The sequence below is a fragment of the Sphingobacteriales bacterium genome, assembly GCA_016706405.1.
In the GTDB taxonomy this organism is placed as follows: Bacteria; Bacteroidota; Bacteroidia; order Chitinophagales; family UBA2359; genus BJ6.
Genome location: JADJJT010000001.1, coordinates 657700 through 677091, shown reverse-complemented (window position 1 = coordinate 677091; position 19392 = coordinate 657700). Strand labels below are relative to the sequence as shown.

Sequence of the window (19392 nt, the reverse complement as noted above, 5' to 3'; positions counted from 1 at the left end):
AACAATTTTATTTTTAGTGCGTTTACATATAATTAATACTTTTTTTACTACGGTTTGGTTTAATTTTTAGCTTAACTTACACTTGCAATTTATTTATATTTATGGGTAGCTATTCTATTCGAGAACTTGAGCGGCTTTGTAATATTAAAGCGCACACGCTTCGTATATGGGAGCAACGCTACCACTTGCTAAGCCCAAACCGCACTAATACTAATATACGCTATTACAGTGACGAAGACCTTAAAAGGGTTTTGCGGGTGGCACTGTTAATTAATAAAGGCTACCGTATTGGCCGCATTGCGCACTTAACCGAGGCCCAACTTTGCCTAATAGTTAATAGCTTAGAAAACGACCCTCAAATATGCCAAGAGTACCATATTAACCAAATTACTACCGCAATGATTGAATTAGACGAGGCGGGTTTTGAGGTGATTATAGAAAAATGTATTGCCCAATTTGGCTTATTAGATACTGTTGAACGTGTACTTTACCCGTTTTTAACCCGCATTGGTATTATGTGGACGACTGGCAGTATTCATCCGGCACAAGAACATTTTATATCAAATTTAATTCGGCAAAAAATTATAGTGGCTATTGATGCCCTAAAAATTACTCCTACTGCCAACACAAAAAATTATTTATTGTTTTTGCCCGAAGGCGAACAACACGAAATAGCGCTGTTAGTGGCGCATTATTTATTAAAAGCCCACAACCAAATTGTAACTTATTTAGGTGCCAACGTGCCAATTAACGATGTAATAGCCGTAACACAAATAAAAAACATTGATTACATTTTTGGTGTTGTAACGGCTGCCCGCTCGTGTCAGCAGGTAAAAAACTATATCTACAATTTGGTTGAACTTTTACCTGACCATCAATTTTTATTTGCCGGATGCCGAATTAAAGAAATTGAAATGGAAAAAGCAAATGTCGCCATTCTAAACACCGTTTCAGACCTAAGCAGCCATATTGCCAATAATATCCCGACTTATTCCTTTTAGTGCGGAGCGTTCAGATTTGCGGCCTATTTCTTCATCTTTGTAGTAGGTTCAGCCTTCATATTGACCATTTTAATTTGTAATTTGATTCAAGGTTTGCCAACGGAAAAACCGTAAAACGTTTGATTTTTTTTGCTCCGTCTGCTTCGCAGGTTCACTTCACAACCTTACATTCGCAAGTTTACTCGTTCATTATCAAGAAAAAAATCATAACAAGTCAATTAGCCTTGCTTTTTATGATAAAAGTTCGGTCAACTAAACAATTTTTCCGGATACCTATAAAATTAGCAGGTTTTTTCTAATATGGGGTGTGTTTAATATTGTCTAACCTCCGGAAATTTGGGGCGGTGCAGCGTTTTTTTCATTAAATTTGAATAGAAAAACGGCCATTGAACTGCATATTAATATCCAAGCGATGTTTTATTAGCTTCGTTTCGGGCAATCTTAACGCCCGGCGTATTTTAAAACTCAATCTTGTAACTTAGGTTCGGTATAAAAACTGCTTCGCGCGCTGTGTCCACCGTTTGAGTTTGGTAGTTGTAGCGAAACCCCAAATACTCTTTATACTGGGTAAGGTTGATGATTTTGAGTGCAAATTCGTGTGCCGTTTTCTTTTTATTGAGTTTGTAGCTTGCCGTAAAATGGCTTGTAAATGCCGCCGGATATTGTTGTGAAAATGCTTTTGTTTCGTTAAAAACCACCGCTTGGGTAGCAACTGAATGGGTTGTGTTTATGGGCGAATAATGGTCGCCACCCTGATAACTTAAACGAGCATTTAAACTTAAAATTTTGTTTTGATTTTTGCCTAACAACCACTCTTTGCCGACCAAAAAGTTTAAAGCAAAATTGCGGTTGTATCGCGTATTTCGCCACACCTTATCGCCACCCATATAAAGCGAATTGAACAAGGAAGCCGTTGCCAAATAGTAATAACCCTTAGAACTGATTTATCAGTATTAGGAGGAGGCCGCTAAATCAATCTTAATTTTGAAGCCAGCATTACAGCCTCCATAGAATTGTTTACACTTAATTTTTCTAAAACCCTTTGCCGGTGGGTGTTTACAGTATGTAAGCTAATGGCAAGTTTATCCGAAATTTCTTTACTTAACAACCCATCTTTAACCAATTTAAGCACTTCTGTTTCCCTTTTGGTTAGCGTAATGCTAATTGCTTCTTTTGGCTCAAGGAAAGGAATAATGCTTCCTGTTCTAAAATTCAACAACTCGCTTTTCAACCCTTCGTTCATGTTTTTTTGATTAGGAGAAACGTCCAAAATGCTTAATGCAAGCCATAGATTACCGCTATTATCTAACTCTAACACCTGCTGTTGTTCAATAATTCGAACATATTTGCCAACAGCATTTAATATCCGGTATTCGCTAACCAACTTGTGATTTAATTTCTCATCTATTGAAAAACTGAAGAACAATTTGAAAACCGAAAAGGCATTTTGCATTAACAAAACAAAATCTTCGGGATGAATTTTTGTGTCTAAAAAATGTGCGCCGCTACTTTCAACTTCTTGCGAACCGTAACCTAAGTTAATGCCCAGATTAGAGGAGTAAAAGGCGTGTTCTTTTTTGTAGGCGTCAAAAATACTTATAGTCGAGTTGCCAAAGTCTGTCAACCTTTGCAAGTTTGGTTTATGTCGTTCTAAAATCGAATAATCTAAGTCGTCTTTTACAAATTTTTGTTGCTCAAACAACTTGAGATAAGTTTGATAGATATTTGCTGTTTCTTGTTCGGTCATCTTTTACTTTTTTGTGTGGACAGAGGCAAATTTTGATACTAGGGAATAAATATCCGGAAATTTGGCGAAGTGCCGCAAATAAGCTTCGGCCATTTGACTGCGGCAGCTGTTTGCGGTGCAAAGAACCATGATCCTTTTTTTCATGGCAGTTGTTCTTTGTTTTGTTTACGGTGGTACTTCCACATTCCGTAATCCTTGGTCCAACCATTTGTTTTGTACCGGTACCAAAAATGTAACGACAACGAAATGGCCAGCAATACAGCTAAAACAATCCAAAGGATATTTGTTCCCCACAACGTGTATATGAGAAGGCCAAGTACAATATATTTTAAAATTCTAAACCATATTGGTTGAGAATGTTTAGACAAAGCTACTTCTAGTTCGCGTTTTATAATTTTTTTCATTTAATTTTGTCTATTTTTAACGCAATGTACTATTTATTACTTGTGCTATTTTGTAAAGGTGGTTTAATTGCAGCACTTTGTGCCACAGCCACAGGTTTTGGGTTTTTCGGCATAAACTGTGATGCTAAATATTCCCACATCTCCGGCTTTATAATTTGTTAGCTCTTCCTCGTTTAAATAATTCCTCAAAATATCATCCGGAATATTGATTTGTTTTTCTTTCTGAATGGTAATGTTTGAAAAACCGTTTGTTTTGATGAGGGCTAAATAATCTTGCTTTTGAATTGCGCCGGCAACACAACCTGCATACATTTCGGCATCTTGATTTAATGTTTTGGGAAGATTGCCAACTAAAACAACGTCTGAGATGCTAAAATGTCCGCCGGGTTTTAATATCCGGAAAATTTCTTTAAATACGCCGTCTTTGTTTGGCACAAGATTTAAAACGCAGTTGCTTACAACTACATCGGCAATATTTGCCGATACGGGAATATTTTCAATATCGCCCTGCCTGAATTCAACATTTGTGTATCCTAATTTCAGGGCGTTATTCCTTGCTTTTTCCAGCATTGCCGGTGTAAAGTCAATACCAATTACTCGGCCATCTTCGCCCGTTTCATTTCTTGCAACAAAGCAATCGTTACCCGCGCCGCTACCCAAATCAACCACGGTATTGCCCTTTTTTATGTTGGCAAATTGAGTTGGCAAGCCGCAGCCTAAGCCTAAATCTGCCTCCGGATTGTAGCCCTTTAAGGTAGAATAGTCATCGCTCATAATATTGTAAACTTCGGTTGAGCGGCAACCCGCGCCGCAACAAGATGCCTCGTTAGCTTCTTTGTCTTGCAAAGCAATTTCGCTGTATTTTTGCTTTACCATTTCTTTAATTTGTTCAGAATTTTTCATTTTGAATATATTTTAATTAACAACAGTTATTATTTTTGTTTGAAAGTTTGGCTAAAATGTTTCCGAAATAGTTTTGCAGTTTTTCAATAACTTGTTTATCAATGCAATAGCAAATAGCGTTGCCCTCAACTTCTCCTTTAATTAGTCCTGCGTTTTTGAGTTCTTTAAGGTGCTGCGAAACTGTTGGCTGGGCCAAAGGCAGTTCGTTTACAATATCGCCGCAAATACAGGTATCAACCTTTATTAAATATTCTACGATGGCAATTCTTGCAGGGTGTCCAAGGGCTTTTGCAATTGTTGCCATAGCATTTTGTTTGTCGGTAAAGTTTTTTGTTTTTGTTGCTCCCATTTTTTTAATTTAATATTGCAATATTACGATGAATATTTTTGCCGGCCAAATATTTTATTTAATATTTTTTTATCAAATAAAATCAAATTGATATAAAACACCTAATTTAGTTGATGCGGAAGCTATTCAATGGGCGAATTGCGGGCTGGTGGCCAGTTTAAAAATTCTTTAATTTTAGGCAAGTTTAGGTTTTCGGTTTCAAACTGAAGCGATTTGAGGTATTTTTTTGTCCTAAATAAATCCGGAGGAACGGCGTTTGAGGAAAAAATCGCTAAAAATCCGGACGTACTATACCATGGTTATTATTTGTTAGTTTTTAATTTGTTTATTTCTTTCTCTGTTAAGCCTGTATATTTCATTATTTTCTCAATAGGCTCTTTATTCGTAATCATTTCTTTTGCAATTTCAATTTTTCCTTCAATTTTTCCTTCAATTTTTCCTTTTATCTCTCCTTTTTCAAATGCCCTGTTTTGGATATTAAATATATCTCTATATGCGTTTATACTTGCCTCGTATTGCTTGTATTCTTCTGGTTTTAATTTAGCAATTTCTGCCGTTTCAAATAGTTTTAAAAAGATTTTTTCTTTTAACTTGGCAGGAACTCTATCAAGTTTAGGCAAATTTTTCAAGACAAACATCCATTTATCAAAATGTGTTTCGAGTTCTTTTTCTGTCTTTTCAAACTTTGGCATTTCCAAATAAATATAATTCAATTTTTCGTAAAACACCTTATGTGTTTCCTGTTCTGTCAATTTTACATCGTGGCGATATTTATTTGGTTCGCTTTCTTCAAACACAAAGTCTAAAATGCCTATGGTGTAAACTGCTTTTAGTTCAAAGTCCCAAAATCTGTCTTTATGACGGGCTTGCTCCTGAATTGGAAAAGTGGAATAAAAAATCGTTCTGTCTTTAAAAAATTTCTGCTCTGCTTTTTGCATTTCAACAATAAACTGCTCGCCTTTTTCATTGGTGCAATAAATGTCAAAAACTGCCCGCCTGTCTCCAACCGAAATAGGTAATTTTTCGTTTGGCAGGTATGATAGTTGCGTTATTGTTCCTTCTTTTTCTTTTAATAGTTCATTCAAAAAGTCTAATAATAAATCCTTGTTTGGTTCTTCTCCAAAAAGTCTTTTAAAACCATAATCGGTAAAAGGATTTATATATTTTTCTTTAAACTCTCTCATACAAAAAAATTTCAATCAATTGCAAAGTTACAGCATTTTTTCAGGTTAAACGCATTAAAAATAAAAGAAAGCCAGATAGGAATTATTTTTGCGGCATGGAAACAATTAAATTTTTCGCCGAAGTAAAGGATTTTCGTATAAACCGCAAGAAGTTGTATAGCCTGCCTGAGATATTGCTTATTAGTTTATGTGCAGTGGTAAGTGGTGCGGAGGATTTTGAGGAAATAGCCGAGTATGGTCGTCAAAATTGTCTTTTTTAAAGACATTTATGGAATTACCCAACGGCATTCCCTCTCACGACACTTTCAACCGAGTATTTCAGCACTTAGACAAAGATGCGTTTTCGTCAAGTTTATATCGTTGGTCGAAGGAACTTTTAGGTTTTTTAGCCGACAAACAGGTCTGTATTGATGGCAAGGTTTTATGCGGAACCGACCGTTCAGGGTCAAAAAAAAGCGGTATATGCATTGTAACTGCTTGGGCGTGTGAGCAGCGTTTGGTGTTGGGGCAGCAAAAGGTGGCAGCAAAGAGCAACGAAAAGACGGCAATCCCCGAACTTTTGGATGCTCTCGAACTGGCAGGCAGCATAGTTAGTATAGATGCCATTGCTTGTCAGCCCCATATAGCCGAGCAAATCCGTAATAAAAAGGCAGATTATGTACTGGCACTGAAAAAGAACCAAGGTGTTTTGTTTGAAGAAACCGTCAGCCGATTTTCATCATTAGCTGCTCAACTGCCAAGTTTCGAAAAAGTGGAGTACAACGGCGGACGCATCGAAAAACGCACCTGTACGGTGCTAAATCAATTGTTTTTTGTCGATTCGGCTGCAAAATTCAAGGATTGCCAATCAATTATTCGTATTATTGCCGAGCGAACTTTGAAAAACCAACCCGAAAAAACTACTCAGGAAGTTCGCTATTACCTCACCAGTCTCGATATAAGTCCACAAAACGCTTTGACAATTTGCCGAAACCACTGGGGTATTGAAAACAACCTACACTGGATGCTCGATGTTGTCTTTAATGAAGACCATAATCGTAGCAGAACCAAATATGCTGCTGAAAACTTTGCTACTCTCAGAAAAATAGCCCTACAAATCTTAACCCAAAATGACGACAAAAACAGTATTAAAAAACGAAGACACATCGCCGCTTGGAACGATATGTATCTCCTCAAATTAATCCAACCACTATTTTAATGCGTTTAACCTGGCATTTTTTTAAGTCGCACTATGTTTTTTTTTAATAAATGGTAATATTTAGATGTTTGCAAGTTTTAAATTCCAGATTTTAATTTTTAACCTGCTACAATATGCTAATCTTACCACAATACCGTATTTTAGGGTTAAACCACGCTAAATTTAATTTGAAAAAATTGACTAACTCTGCGTTAGTGCCAGCATTTTTTTCTTTTGCCGGTTTCTTAGGTTTTATTTGGTTGTTTGCTCAATTCCAGTATTGTTTGCTCAAGTATGAACTTGCCATAACGAACCATATTACAAAAACTGTAACAACCACCAAGCCTAAAAAATAATAATACTATATCCAAATATAAAAAGATTGTTTTTACTTGCTAAGTCCATACATTTTGCTTAATATTGCGCTAATTATGGTTTCAACTATTATGGAGCAAAGTTTTTTTGGTGATTTAACCCTTCAACAAAAATAATACTTTGCCCCATTTTGCTTTTTCGTACTAGGCTATTATTAAAATAGGAGCTTATAACATTAGTTAATTAAATATATTTGAATAATTAAACGAAATTCATTGCTCACATAAAAAATAACACATTTATAATTTATGGCCTTCATTGCAAAAAATATCAAAACATCAAAGCCTGTCAAACCCACCAAAGTTTTTGAACCGGTAAAATACGAAGAAGCATTAGAGGCTTGTCTTGCCTATTTTGAGAATGATGACCTTGCCGCAACTACTTGGCTAAACAAATACGCCATGCGAAATGAAAAGGGCGAACTGCTTGAAAAAACGCCTGACGATATGCATCGCAGGATGGCGATAGAATTTGCACGTATTGAAGAGAAGTACAGGCATAGCATGAATTTAAACGGCAGTGCAAAATTAAGGTCTGAATATGGCCAACAGAGGGAACATCTGCTTGAAAGCAATATCGTTCAACTTTTCAAAGATTTTAAATACGTTATTCCACAAGGCAGTGTAATGAGTGCTCTCGGCAATCCACACATGATTGCCAGTTTAAGTAATTGTGTTGTTTTGCCAAATATTTACGATAGCTACGGCGGGGTAATGTACACCGACCAGCAATTGACACAACTCTTTAAAAGACGCTGTGGCGTTGGCGTTGATTTGAGTACTCTTCGACCTGCCGGAATGATGGTGAGCAACGCCGCCGGCACCACCAGTGGCGCAGTTAGTTTTATGGAACGCTTTAGCAACACAACCCGCGAAGTTGCCCAAAACGGGCGCCGTGGTGCCTTGATGCTTACCATGGATATTGCACATCCGGATATAGAAAATTTCATCACCATCAAACAAGATCTTAAAAAAGTAACCGGTGCCAATATTTCGGTACGCCTTAGCGACGAATTTATGAAAGCTGTCTCTGAAGATACCGATTACACACACCGCTGGCCTATTGACAGCGCCGAACCTAAAATTACCAAAACCATTCGTGCCCGTAAATTATGGAGCACCATTATTGCTTGTGCACACAATACCGCCGAACCGGGATTGATTTTTTGGGATAGGCAACACTATTACAGCACCTCTTCGTTGTATCCTGAATTTAAAAATACATCTACCAATCCTTGCTCTGAAATTGCTATGCAAGGCGGCGACAGTTGCCGTTTGATTGCCATCAACTTGTATTCATTTGTTGAAGCCCCATTCTCTAAACAGGCAAAATTTAATTTTGATAAGTTCTATTGTTATACCTACGAAGCGCAACGCCTGCAAGATGATTTAGTGGATTTGGAACTGGAATCCATCGAACGGATTATGAATAAAATTGATGCAGATCCGGAGCCGGATTTTATAAAAGAAGTGGAACGACAAACCTGGCAACTGCTTTATGACTATGGTAAACGCGGACGCCGCACCGGCCTCGGTTTTACCGCACTTGGAGATACACTGGCAGCCCTTGGCTTGAAATACGATTCTGACACCGCCATAGAAACCATTGACAAAATTATGGCTAAAAAATTAGAGGCCGAGTTTGACAGTTCGGTTGATATGGCTATTGAACGCGGAAAATTTGCCGACTTTGATCCGGATATTGAAGCCCAATCTGAATTTGTACAAATGATGGAAAAAGAATTTCCGGAGCTATATCAACGCATGATGCGCCATGGCCGCCGAAACATCAGTATTTCTACCGTTGCCCCAACCGGTACGTTAAGCATGCTTGCGCGCACCTCATCGGGCATTGAGCCGGTGTTTTTACTAAGTTATACCCGCCGCAGAAAGGTAAACCCAAACTCGCCCAACACAAAAATTAGTTTTGTTGACGACATGGGAGATAAGTGGGAAGAATTTACCGTATATCATCCAAAACTTAAAGACTGGATGAAAATTAACAACGAAAAAAACGAAGAAGCAAGCCCATATTACGGCTCTACTGCTAACGAAATTGACTGGATCAAGCGCATCGAAATTCAGGCAGTTGTACAAAAATATGTAACACACAGCATAAGCAGCACCATCAATTTGCCCTCTGACGTTACCCTGCGCGAAGTAGGCGATATTTATCTTGAAGCTTGGAAAAAAGGATTAAAAGGAATTACCGTTTACCGCGACGGAAGCCGCTCGGGTGTTTTGGTTGACACTAAAAAAACAAAGCAGGGTGGTTCAGACGAAATTGTAGAAACCAAAGCCCCAGTGCGCCCAGAACGCCTTATGGCCAAAGTAGTTCGCTTTAATAACGAAAACGAAAAATGGATTGGAGTGGTAGGTATGCTGAACGGCCGCCCTTACGAAATTTTTACCGGAAAAGCCGAAGACTCCTTTTATTTGCCTGCTTACGTAAAAGACGGTTGGGTAATTAAAAACCGCGAAGATTCGGGCGCATCTCGTTATGATTTTCAATACATGGACAAAGACGGTTACCGGGTAACAATAGAAGGCTTATCCCGGTCATTCAATCAAGAATATTGGAACTATGCAAAATTGATTTCGGGTGTATTGCGCCACGGAATGCCAATGTTGAGTGTGATAGAATTAATTGAAGATCTCAATCTTTATTCAGATCACATGAATACTTGGAAAAATGGAGTGCTCAGAACTTTAAAACAATTTATTCCGGACGGAACCAAAGCAACCGATAAATCATGCCCAAGTTGTAAAGACGCAGACGGTTTGATTTATGAAGAGGGATGTTTGAAATGCAAAAGTTGCGGCCACAGCAAATGCGGATAGATTAGATAGCGCAACAAAAAATTTAAGCCTTGCGCTGCTGCAAATTGTAATGGAAGGAAGGCGAGTGGTTGTTACCTCAAAAAAAACAAGGAGGTTACGGCAGCAAGTGGCTTTCAGTGTAAAGAGTTGCCCCATCAAAGAGTATCTTCAAAGGCAGTGATGACGAAGAACTTACCTAAAATTTTTATACCCATCGGAGTGCCGGGCAGTAGTTTTTCAAATCAACATGCTTGTTAAAACACCCCACCTTCGGTCTTACCCAAATCATAATGTAAGTAAATGAAACGTACAGTATTATTTATCATGGCGCTGTTTTATTTTGTTTGTGCTTATGCCCAGCCAGATACTATTGCTCCTGAAAAAATAAAAACCTATACACTTAACGGCTATCTAAAGAGTTTAAATGGAATTACTTTTCTTCCCAACAACGAATCAGTACAGTGGAGCTTGCTGCACAACCGCCTCAATTCAAGATGGCAACCAAACAGGCGGTTTACAGTGGCTTTGGATGTGCGCAGCCGTATAATTTACGGTGAATCTGTAAAATTAGGCAATTACCCTGCCAATGTTTTAGACAAAGACAGTGGATTAGTTGATGCCACTTTTTTACCCTTTAATACCCGGCCGGCAAAAATGGTTACCGCTGTTGAACGGTTATGGGCTAAATATTCGAACGACAAACTCGAACTCATTCTCGGTAGGCAGCGAATAAACTGGGGCATCAACCTCGTCTGGAATCCCAATGATATTTTTAACACTTATTCTTATGTGGATTTTGATTATGAAGAAAGACCCGGAGCGGATGCTGCTTTAATAAAATACAATATCGGAGACATGTCCTCTATTGAACTGGCCGCCAAAGTAGGAAATTATAAAGATGATGATGTATATGCCTTTATGTTTAAAACGAATAAATTTAATTACGATTTCCAGTTTTTAGCCAGTTGGTACCAAAAAGATATAGCCGCCGGATTGGGTTGGGCAGGTAATATTGGCAATATTGGCTTTAAGGGCGAAGGTACTTATTTTCATCCCCAGAATAAGCTAAACGACTCTGCTGCCGTATTCAATGCTGCGGTAGAATTTGATTACACCATTGACGGCAAGGTTTATATGAATACGTCATACCTTTTCTTTAATAAAGGGGCAGACGCGCCGCTTCCTGCAATTGGAAATATTTTATTTGACAATATTACGCTCTCTGCCAAGCAATTGAGCTTGTCGCGGCATGCTGCGTTTTTGCAACTAAAAAGCATTTCAAACCCGGTGCTATCCGGAGGATTTTCAGCTCTCTATTTTTTTGAAATGAACGCCATGTATTTATTCCCTGATGTAACTTATTCAATTAATGACCGTTGGGAAGCCGCGTTGTTCCTTCAAAGCTTGTGGTTAAAAAACAAACATTTCAGAAGCGAAATGAACAACGCCTTAATCCGGATTAAATATTCATTTTAGCTCCTAACATTTACACGCTATTTTAGAGGGATTTCTGCGCGCAAAACTTTCATTTTCTAAACGTGAGTTCGGAGATTTACTTAGTAAATTTTAGCAAGATCTACTTGAGGTTTATTGGGGTAAAACTGATAGGCTACCAAGCTAGCGACTATATGGACAAAAGCATTCTGTGGTTTTCTGTGTCTGGTATGTTCTAAGTCAAAAGCCGAGGTCAAAATATCATTAATGGCTTCAATCATAGGTCTTTTTTTCAATAAGAGCCTTTCTTCTAAAGACATTAGTCTGTTTTTCATATTCTTTTTGACCTTGGGTAATTATTTTTAGTCCTTTTTCAAAAAGTTGTTCCATAAGGTAGTCAAATAGCCTATATCGCCAAACAATGTGCCTGATATTTTCTCTAATAGCTTGTTTAAGAGGTCTTTACTATTGTCTGCCACCTGTCCTGTAGTCAAAGCAAAGTCCACGATTTGTCCTTTGTGATTGACTATCAGGTGGAGCTTAAAGCCGAAAAACCACCCCATAGAAGATTTTCCTTTCGAGGCGGTTTGAGCAAAAACTTTATGTTGCTTGGCTCGCAGCATGTCACAAACAGGTAGCGCTTTGGCATCTATGTAATAAATTCCTGTTTTTCTGCTTGCTGGCAGGTTAATTTGGCTAAAATCGCCATAGGAAGAGCAACCCGTTCTATTAACTCTATAAAATAGTTGTAGGATGGGGCAGTAGGAAAATAGGTCTTTAAGTCATTCAAAACCAATGCTTTATAGTAATATTCAAAACATTTATAGCCCGAATAGTGGTAGAAAATCAGAATCGTAAGTATCTCACTTTCCGAAATTTTGGGCACACTACGAGGCCGTGGCATTGTTTTACCTTCGCTAAGCCAATGCTGAGCAACCCATTGTTGCATCAGCAAACAGGCATTATCTACAAAAAAAAATAATTCAAATAACATGGACACATCAAATTTTGTATCTTTGGACTTCATAAAAACAGGGGGTAGTATTTGTTTGCAGTTTTGGACACTACAAAGATAACTATGCTCCTGTTTTTATTCCTATCAACTATACTAATCCCCCTATTTTTTATAGCTTAGCTCCGAATTCACGTTTTCTAACTAAAATTTTAGCGCGGGAACGGTCGTATTTGCTCATCCGGATTTTCATGTATCCAAAGCCAAGCATCCCCAATTTCTTCGTCTTGTACAATTTGAGTAAACACAAAATTATTATTGGCCAAAATTTTTGTAGAAGCGTTATGTTCTAGTGCTGTTTTAGCCGTTATTTCTAAATTTGGGTCTGTTTGCTTAGCAATTGAGACAAGTTTTTTACAGGCAAATGAGGCAACGCCTTGCCTTTCAAATTCTTTAAAAGTCCAATATGCAATTTCAACTTTTCCATTTTGTGGAGGCCCTACGAAACTACAAGAGCCAAGAATTTGGTTTTCTTTAAGCACAAAGTAACCGATTCAAGGAATATTGAAACCAATTTTGGAGTAAAAATCATCATATATGCTTAGAACTTGTTGACAAACTGCCGAGGTATAAAGTTTATTTGATTTATCTTCGTTAATTGTTATGGGTTTTAAATTCATTTTGTCGGTACAAATTCAAATTAGTCAAGTAGCATGGCGGTTCGGTAGCGTTGTAAAAAGGGCAGAAATTTATATGTATTTAAAAATACAAGTTGTTTTTGTATTGCCTATTTCTCTCTGCATTTAATTGGCTCCGGTTATTTTCAAATTTCTTAATTTAAGCATATAGTAAATCAAGTGCAAACCAGCAAATAGCATTGAAAAATAATAAAGTCCGGTATCTTTGCCATCTGAATTAAAATGGTGTGCAATGGCAATGCCTATCAAGGCCACTGTTAACACCAAACCTGTTATAGATACAGTCCAAGCACTTTTATTTTTATTGCTTTTTTTATTTAAAACGCTATGTTTAATGCCAAAGGCCAAATAAACATCCATGCCAATAATCATCCAAACGATTAATCGAATCCAGGTGTCGAAAGGAAGGAAAGCCATCATACCGAAACAAACCAATACGCCTAAAATCGGAACATAAGGCACCAACGGAGTTTTAAATGCTCTTGGGGCATTCGGTTGGGTTCTTCTTAATACCAACACACCAATACATACTAAAATAAATGCAAACAAAGTGCCGATACTGGTCATCTCTCCTACAACTCTTCCGGGAACAAAAGCGGCAAAAAGGCTCACAAAAACCATAAAAAACAGGTTCGATTTTGACGGAGTTCTAAATTTGGGATGAACGGCAGAAAATATTTTTGGCAATAATCCATCTTTACTCATAGAATAAAACACCCGACTTTGCCCCAATAACATCACCAAAATAACAGAGGCATAACCTAAAAGAATGGCAATAATAATAGAAGTATTTAACCATGGGTAAGCCGGAACTATTTTTCCAGAAGCATCGGGGTAGCCCATTTGTTCGATAGCTATTGCAACAGGTGCTAAGTGGCTTCCGCCGCCTTCTCCTCCAAATTTGGTGTAATGTGCCACCCCTACCATTACGTACGCAAAGGCAATATACAGGACGGTACAAATAAGCAACGAACCCATAATTCCAATGGGCATTGCCTTTTTTGGATCTTTGGCTTCTTGCGCTGCTGTTGAAACGGCATCAAAGCCAATATAGGCAAAGAAAACAACCGCCGCCGCACGTATAATTCCGGATATACCAAACTCGCCAAAAGAGCCTTTGTTTTCCGGAATTAATGGTTGAAGGTTATCGGGGTTCACAAATTTAAAACCCATTATAATAAAAATAAGTACAATGGTTATTTTTAAAATTACTATTATTGTATTTACAAAAGCCGATTCTGAAGTGCCTTTAATCAAAACCAAAGACATCACTGTAACGATAAATACTGCCGGAAGATTTACGAGTCCATGAACAACCGAGCCGTCTGCAAGTGTTGCCGAATCAAAAGGTGTCATCATTAGTTCATGTGGGAACGACAAGCCATAACTCGTTAAAAGTTTAGACAGGTAGCCGCTCCAGCTCGAGGCAACGGTGGCGGCACCCACAGCATATTCCAACACCAAATCCCAGCCAATAATCCATGCGATAAATTCGCCCATGGTGGCATACGAATAAGTATAGGCACTACCCGCAACTGGAATCATGGAGGCGAACTCGGCATAACACAAGCCGGCAAAGCCACAGCCAATTGCTGCAATAATAAAGGAAAGCATAATTCCGGGGCCGGCATAATTAGCAGCAGCCATGCCGGTAATAGAAAACAATCCGGCACCGATAATGGCTCCGATGCCTAAAGAAATTAAGGCACCTGCCGAGAGGGTTTTTTTGAGGCCTTTTTCAGATTCACTAGCTTCGGCTATTAATTGAGCTAAGTTTTTCTTTGCGAATAATCCCATAAAATTATATATTAAGGCGCAAACTTAAAAATACTTTTAGAATATCACAACATTTTTAAAAATTAAATACTGTGCTTCTAGTACATTATGGGAATTTCTGTTATAAATATCGTTGTGTTGGCAATGATTTTTTACTTTTTAACAGTTATTACATTATTTGTTTCTACAATCAATACATATTTCTTCTATTTCTGACGGCATCATTTTTCTTTTGCATTTGGAGCATACTCTTTTATAAATACTCCAATAGCTAGTTTCCTGAAACAAGTCAGTTGCGCTTTCCCATTCTTTATATTTTTTTAGCCATTTATTAAATTTTTCTGTGCCAAAAGCGCCAGTTCCTTCCTTTCCGCCATCCGGTGGATTTGGCTCATTCCCGCGTAAGAACCCCTTTATCCAGTATTCGGCTTCAGTTGAACATTGCGAAATTTCTGATTTTGATAAAAGAAAAGTGCGCTGTTTTTTAGGACACCAACCCCGGATTCTACCACGAAAAGTATGCGCATTTCCTACAATGAAGTGAAGGCTTTCGCAATGGTCAACTCTAAACCATAATTTTTTATCGTAAACTACTTCGGTCATATTTTATAATTTTTGATTGTTTTCTACTGATTAGCAACGGCCGGCCTTTACCTTGTACAATGTTTGCTACTACAAAGGTATGTACAATTAGGGGAGGGTCAAAATTTATCTAAACCCAGAAGGTAAACGGCAACCCAGTTAATAACTTGTTAATTTTCGACAAATATACAAGATCAGTTTCAAATAGGGCAATTTAGGAACTTATTTTTTTTGGAGGGTTAATAAAATCCGGATGAATAGTTTTCCTTTTATCTATTTCGGCATCTAAGCCTTTTCCTTACAGGTAAATCCACATTAAAACAGGTTTAGTACTTGACTTTAAAAATGAATCAACTTGTCTAAAATGGTTGTTAGAAATAGCGGGGCAGCCCCATCCTTCTGGTGTTCCGTTTGGATACGTTTCAATATCCGAAATAACCTCCCATGAATGAAATACAATTTCGCGTTGCAAAGCCGCTTTATTGGTTTTTTCTAAACCATGTAAAAGGTATTTTGCATTTATTCCCCAATTGCTATACCCCCTTTCTCCAATTTTGTATTTACCCAAAGAGGAAAGATGGCTTCCATTATCATTGCTAAATTTTGGACTTTCCTTTGAGAAGTCTCTTCCCCATGGATTGTCTCCACAGCCATGACTTACTAAACAACTCAATGCGATTGCATTTTTTTTAAAGTCCCAAACAAAAAACCGTTTAAGCCCAGAGTGTACGCTCATATCAATTAAAACACATATGTCGGTGTTTAATCCTGCCGATTTACAATAGTTAAGTGCCATTTCGGCCTTATGTTTTGTTTTTTTAATATCGGCCTTCGGTGTTTCTTTGACCTTTTCATGGCAGCTTATTAAAATTATAAACAGAAAAAGTACAGCCCTAATATAATTTGGGTTCATTGAAAATTAGTTGTAACGATAATCCGGATAAAAACTATTAACTTTTAACAAATATACAGCATAAATTTCAAACGAAAGTAATTTAAGGCGTTATTGTCTCTACGGTTACGGTGCCCAAAGAGCCAGCGTTCCATTTAACGGTTATAGAATTTGTTTCCTGCCCCTGTATTATCTCTCCTCCGCTGCTTACCTGCCAATTGTATGTTGTATATGGTAAGGGCGAAATGGCATAAGTATAAATATCGCTACCTGCGCAAACTACAGCCTCTCCTTCAATCTGTAGGGTTTCGGTACATCCGGGATAAATACGGTAGGTTTGCATTTGTTGTTGCCCAATATTGGCAAATAAATTGCCATTGACAACTTCGGCAGGCGACAAATCTGTTTCAATATGCGTAGTTTGCATAGCGCTGTTTGCAAAGCGGGTAAAATCTACTGTACACACCGAAGGCGAAGTTGACAAGTTCCATAAACGCGCAATAATGCCGCCATCTTCCACGCCTTCTTCCGATGGTTTTAGCGTCCATAAAACAATATTAGGGTCAGAAACAGACAGGTAGGAAAATATAGCCTCCGGATAAGATGTTCCTTCGCCCACTTCTCCGGATATAAACGGATTTTGATGTTCCAAAGCCCATTTCATGGCGGCAGCCTGATTAAAATCGTTGTTGTGGACGTGCAGGGCAAAGCGATTTAAAAACTGAGTATCGCCATGTTGATTATAAATACCCGGACCCGAGCCGGCCATCCGTCCTCCTGCAAGTACGTTTATTTGAGAAGAGTTCTCGTCTAAAAAGTCAGTTGTGCTGCTGCCAATTTTCATAAATCCTGCGTCGGCATTAGATAGGGTTATCCCGCGTCCGGAAATGCCAATATCGGCAAAATGGTTGAGCGTTTGCCAGGTGTGCCTTTTAGCATTTGTGGCATAATGTCCTCCGGATGAAACGTTTTTTACTTTCAAAATAGCACCTAATTCTTCGTGGTAGGTGGTTGGGTTAGACAGGTTAAACGAAAAAGAGTAAGTGCGGATGTCGTCTCCAAAATTTGCATTGATAGTGTTCTGTAAATCAATTCTATTAATGCCTTTATATAAAGTTATCAGTGTTGTATGTTGTAGTGGGTTTGACGAACTGCACTGAAAAGTTGCCGATACTGCTCCATTGTTTATTAGGGTAAGCGTTCCGGTATTGCTGTTGCCCGAACCCAAATCGTTGATATATTTACTGTTTGTGGGCAAACAATATTCGGTATTGCTGTTTAGTTTGTCTTGTAATGAGGTAATAACTCCGGAATTAGTAACAGTTATCCGGTAAAAATCGTTTTCCATGATATTGCCCGTTGTGGTAACGGCATTTGGGAAACTCGTACCCGTACCTGTTTGAATTTCGTATGTTTTATAGCCAACGGAAGGAATATTTTCGGCTAAAATGCGAAGTTTATTAACTCCATTAACTGTTACTAACTGAAAAGGGATTTCTTGTCCGGATTGCACCTCTACAACTTTAATATTGGCACTGCCCGAGTAATCAAAATCGGCCATATCGGTTCGAGTCCAGTTCAGAGGGTTTAGCACAAAAAAGCGCAAATTAGTTCCCGTTTTTTGAATTCGCGAACCAAGCGATGATAAAGATTGAGCGTATAGTTGGTTTACATAATCAGATACATCATTAGCCAAACCTCTTTGCCAGTTTGCCCGCTCGTCATCTGCACAGCAGCCGCCCATGCCAAAATTGTGCTCCCAGTATTGCCCCAAAGCTACCCAACATTTTTCGCGCATTTCATCAATATCCGGATAGGCAGATGGGTCTTGCGTGGCTACCAAAGTTGCCATTACCTCGGCAGTTCTAAGTTTTTCAACCAATCGCTTTACATTTGCAGTTACTTCTGCCAAAGAGGCGCAATCGGTATCCCAATCGTTACCGTAGGTAAGGCATTCAGTTGGAAGATTGTTGCCATACAAGCTATTGAAATGCTCAAAAAAATCAACTTCGTTTGATACGTACACCTGTTGCGTAGCATTGCTGTTATTTTGCGCCACCGTTGGAAAAGTATTGTCGTAGGTGGTGAGGTTATCCCAGCCTCGTCCAAAACCCCCAGCCACCCAATATGGATATTCGGCGGTATTGCATTTAAGGGCGCAATAGTCAGTAGCGGAATTTGGAAACCAGGCTTCGGCATAACCACCAAGACTTTGATTATAAAGAATAGAATACCATTTCATCAATACGCCCGTACTATCGGGACCTTTATACCAATAAATTTCGTGGGTTCGGTTTTGGAGTTCAGAATAGTTTACGGGCGAAGAGCATCCGCAAACGCCTTTCCACGAATAATTGGCCCCCGAGCCTGCCCACAAAGAACTTAGCCCAAGCGGTTGGGTTTGGTTTTCCATAGAAATAGCGATGTTGAGGTCTATATTATATTCGCGTTCTATTTTCCCCTGCCAATACATCCCTCTGATAATGGATTCTGCCGATTGCCCGCCATAGGTGGACACCATCATATTAAGCGGCACCCCGATATGCCCCGATTGTATTTGGTCTATCAAGCGTTGAAAATCGGCAGGCGTTTTGTTCTTTTTGTAAGTATAGAGCCAAAAAGCGGCATCACAATTATATCTGTTTTGGTAAGGGGCTGCATTGCCTGCGGTGGCATCGTTGAGGTCAAGATAATAGTCAAGCACATCTAAAAATGCTTGTTCGTAGGTTGCCACATCAGCACTCCACAAATAATCGGTATGATCGTCGTTGGCTATATAAATATGTTTTTGTTGCGCAGCGAGTTGGGCAAAGTAGTCCGTAGATAACAGGCAAAATAAAAAAAAATAAACGCGCATAGAAGTAAGCTTAGGGGGTAAAAAATTTCGGCAGTATTTCAATAACTGTGTAAGTTAAAAACTTAGTGTTTTGGTTTATAATCTGAGTCTATCGCCAAAGATAAGCATAAATTGGTTAAGCACAAGACCTTAAAAATTCAAATTAAACTCGTTTAAAACGCGGCAAATGTAGCCGCGGCGGGCAGTTTAGCCCCCCAAAAAAACCAATCAAAAGGAGTTTGGGTTAGGCGGGGGCGATGTTA

General features: G+C 38.5%; 19 protein-coding genes. 5 read left to right on the top strand and 14 right to left on the bottom strand.

All coding sequences use genetic code 11. From position 1 onward, the window contains the following. Positions 1 to 101: 101 nt before the first annotated feature. On the top strand, positions 102 to 1001 hold the full coding sequence (locus IPI59_02720) for a MerR family transcriptional regulator (protein ID MBK7526478.1): 900 nt from the start codon (positions 102 to 104) through the stop codon (positions 999 to 1001). Positions 1002 to 1459: 458 nt separating this feature from the next. Here IPI59_02720 and IPI59_02715 read toward each other — a convergent pair whose 3' ends face one another. From IPI59_02715 to IPI59_02690, 6 genes are all read right to left on the bottom strand, one after another. Next, positions 1460 to 1888 (bottom strand): hypothetical protein, encoded by a 429-nt coding sequence (locus tag IPI59_02715; protein MBK7526477.1) that lies wholly within the window; start codon positions 1886 to 1888, stop codon positions 1460 to 1462. A gap of 80 nt (positions 1889 to 1968) precedes the next feature. Continuing rightward, the gene (locus tag IPI59_02710) at positions 1969 to 2748 is read right to left on the bottom strand and encodes a hypothetical protein (protein ID MBK7526476.1); all 780 of its coding nucleotides are present in this window, start codon (positions 2746 to 2748) and stop codon (positions 1969 to 1971) included. A 3-nt stretch (positions 2749 to 2751) separates the two neighbouring features. Further along, positions 2752 to 2892, bottom strand: a complete 141-nt coding sequence (locus IPI59_02705; GenBank protein MBK7526475.1) for a hypothetical protein — start codon at positions 2890 to 2892, stop codon at positions 2752 to 2754. Positions 2893 to 3215: 323 nt separating this feature from the next. After that, positions 3216 to 4055: an arsenite methyltransferase gene (locus tag IPI59_02700; protein ID MBK7526474.1), complete on the bottom strand. Its 840-nt coding sequence runs from the start codon at positions 4053 to 4055 to the stop codon at positions 3216 to 3218. 16 nt (positions 4056 to 4071) lie between these two features. Continuing rightward, on the bottom strand, positions 4072 to 4404 hold the full coding sequence (locus IPI59_02695) for a winged helix-turn-helix transcriptional regulator (GenBank protein ID MBK7526473.1): 333 nt from the start codon (positions 4402 to 4404) through the stop codon (positions 4072 to 4074). A gap of 302 nt (positions 4405 to 4706) precedes the next feature. Next, positions 4707 to 5588 (bottom strand): PD-(D/E)XK nuclease family transposase, encoded by an 882-nt coding sequence (locus IPI59_02690; GenBank protein MBK7526472.1) that lies wholly within the window; start codon positions 5586 to 5588, stop codon positions 4707 to 4709. A gap of 95 nt (positions 5589 to 5683) precedes the next feature. On the opposite strand from IPI59_02690, the gene IPI59_02685 reads away from it, so the two are divergent. From IPI59_02685 to IPI59_02670, 4 genes are all read left to right on the top strand, one after another. Further along, entirely contained in the window at positions 5684 to 5848 is a 165-nt protein-coding gene (locus tag IPI59_02685; protein ID MBK7526471.1) for a transposase family protein, read from the top strand. Between the two features lie 8 nt (positions 5849 to 5856). Then, positions 5857 to 6786, top strand: coding sequence for an ISAs1 family transposase (locus IPI59_02680; GenBank protein ID MBK7526470.1), 930 nt, complete (start codon positions 5857 to 5859; stop codon positions 6784 to 6786). Positions 6787 to 7388: 602 nt separating this feature from the next. Further along, on the top strand, positions 7389 to 9980 hold the full coding sequence (locus IPI59_02675; GenBank protein ID MBK7526469.1) for an adenosylcobalamin-dependent ribonucleoside-diphosphate reductase: 2592 nt from the start codon (positions 7389 to 7391) through the stop codon (positions 9978 to 9980). 279 nt (positions 9981 to 10259) lie between these two features. Then, positions 10260 to 11435, top strand: coding sequence for a hypothetical protein (locus IPI59_02670; GenBank protein ID MBK7526468.1), 1176 nt, complete (start codon positions 10260 to 10262; stop codon positions 11433 to 11435). Between the two features lie 80 nt (positions 11436 to 11515). Here the strand turns inward: IPI59_02670 and IPI59_02665 are convergent, their stop codons facing one another. The 8 genes from IPI59_02665 to IPI59_02630 all read right to left on the bottom strand — a co-directional run bounded on the left by IPI59_02665 (position 11516) and on the right by IPI59_02630 (position 19150). Continuing rightward, positions 11516 to 11728 (bottom strand): hypothetical protein, encoded by a 213-nt coding sequence (locus IPI59_02665; protein MBK7526467.1) that lies wholly within the window; start codon positions 11726 to 11728, stop codon positions 11516 to 11518. 27 nt (positions 11729 to 11755) lie between these two features. Beyond that, entirely contained in the window at positions 11756 to 12148 is a 393-nt protein-coding gene (locus tag IPI59_02660) for a transposase (GenBank protein ID MBK7526466.1), read from the bottom strand. After that, the gene (locus IPI59_02655; GenBank protein ID MBK7526465.1) at positions 12043 to 12420 is read right to left on the bottom strand and encodes a hypothetical protein; all 378 of its coding nucleotides are present in this window, start codon (positions 12418 to 12420) and stop codon (positions 12043 to 12045) included. Before IPI59_02655 ends, IPI59_02660 begins: the two co-directional genes overlap by 106 nt. 137 nt (positions 12421 to 12557) lie before the next feature. Beyond that, positions 12558 to 12887, bottom strand: a complete 330-nt coding sequence (locus IPI59_02650) for a GNAT family N-acetyltransferase (GenBank protein MBK7526464.1) — start codon at positions 12885 to 12887, stop codon at positions 12558 to 12560. Between the two features lie 261 nt (positions 12888 to 13148). Next, the gene (locus IPI59_02645) at positions 13149 to 14840 is read right to left on the bottom strand and encodes an amino acid permease (GenBank protein ID MBK7526463.1); all 1692 of its coding nucleotides are present in this window, start codon (positions 14838 to 14840) and stop codon (positions 13149 to 13151) included. A gap of 153 nt (positions 14841 to 14993) precedes the next feature. Further along, positions 14994 to 15422, bottom strand: a complete 429-nt coding sequence (locus IPI59_02640; protein ID MBK7526462.1) for a hypothetical protein — start codon at positions 15420 to 15422, stop codon at positions 14994 to 14996. A gap of 277 nt (positions 15423 to 15699) precedes the next feature. Further along, entirely contained in the window at positions 15700 to 16314 is a 615-nt protein-coding gene (locus IPI59_02635) for a murein L,D-transpeptidase catalytic domain family protein (protein MBK7526461.1), read from the bottom strand. A gap of 82 nt (positions 16315 to 16396) precedes the next feature. Next, positions 16397 to 19150 (bottom strand): glycoside hydrolase, encoded by a 2754-nt coding sequence (locus IPI59_02630; protein ID MBK7526460.1) that lies wholly within the window; start codon positions 19148 to 19150, stop codon positions 16397 to 16399. Between the last annotated feature and the right edge of the window lie 242 nt (positions 19151 to 19392).

Excerpts from the sequence above, each read along its gene's own strand:
- IPI59_02720 (MBK7526478.1), top strand. The coding sequence starts at position 102 with ATGGGTAGCTATTCTATTCGAGAACTTGAGCGGCTTTGTAATATTAAA.
- IPI59_02715 (MBK7526477.1), bottom strand. The coding sequence starts at position 1,888 with ATGGGTGGCGATAAGGTGTGGCGAAATACGCGATACAACCGCAATTTT.
- IPI59_02710 (MBK7526476.1), bottom strand. The coding sequence starts at position 2,748 with ATGACCGAACAAGAAACAGCAAATATCTATCAAACTTATCTCAAGTTG.
- IPI59_02705 (MBK7526475.1), bottom strand. The coding sequence starts at position 2,892 with ATGAAAAAAAGGATCATGGTTCTTTGCACCGCAAACAGCTGCCGCAGT.
- IPI59_02700 (MBK7526474.1), bottom strand. The coding sequence starts at position 4,055 with ATGAAAAATTCTGAACAAATTAAAGAAATGGTAAAGCAAAAATACAGC.
- IPI59_02695 (MBK7526473.1), bottom strand. The coding sequence starts at position 4,404 with ATGGGAGCAACAAAAACAAAAAACTTTACCGACAAACAAAATGCTATG.
- IPI59_02690 (MBK7526472.1), bottom strand. The coding sequence starts at position 5,588 with ATGAGAGAGTTTAAAGAAAAATATATAAATCCTTTTACCGATTATGGT.
- IPI59_02685 (MBK7526471.1), top strand. The coding sequence starts at position 5,684 with ATGGAAACAATTAAATTTTTCGCCGAAGTAAAGGATTTTCGTATAAAC.
- IPI59_02680 (MBK7526470.1), top strand. The coding sequence starts at position 5,857 with ATGGAATTACCCAACGGCATTCCCTCTCACGACACTTTCAACCGAGTA.
- IPI59_02675 (MBK7526469.1), top strand. The coding sequence starts at position 7,389 with ATGGCCTTCATTGCAAAAAATATCAAAACATCAAAGCCTGTCAAACCC.
- IPI59_02670 (MBK7526468.1), top strand. The coding sequence starts at position 10,260 with ATGAAACGTACAGTATTATTTATCATGGCGCTGTTTTATTTTGTTTGT.
- IPI59_02665 (MBK7526467.1), bottom strand. The coding sequence starts at position 11,728 with ATGAAAAACAGACTAATGTCTTTAGAAGAAAGGCTCTTATTGAAAAAA.
- IPI59_02655 (MBK7526465.1), bottom strand. The coding sequence starts at position 12,420 with ATGAAGTCCAAAGATACAAAATTTGATGTGTCCATGTTATTTGAATTA.
- IPI59_02645 (MBK7526463.1), bottom strand. The coding sequence starts at position 14,840 with ATGGGATTATTCGCAAAGAAAAACTTAGCTCAATTAATAGCCGAAGCT.
- IPI59_02640 (MBK7526462.1), bottom strand. The coding sequence starts at position 15,422 with ATGACCGAAGTAGTTTACGATAAAAAATTATGGTTTAGAGTTGACCAT.
- IPI59_02635 (MBK7526461.1), bottom strand. The coding sequence starts at position 16,314 with ATGAACCCAAATTATATTAGGGCTGTACTTTTTCTGTTTATAATTTTA.
- IPI59_02630 (MBK7526460.1), bottom strand. The coding sequence starts at position 19,150 with ATGCGCGTTTATTTTTTTTTATTTTGCCTGTTATCTACGGACTACTTT.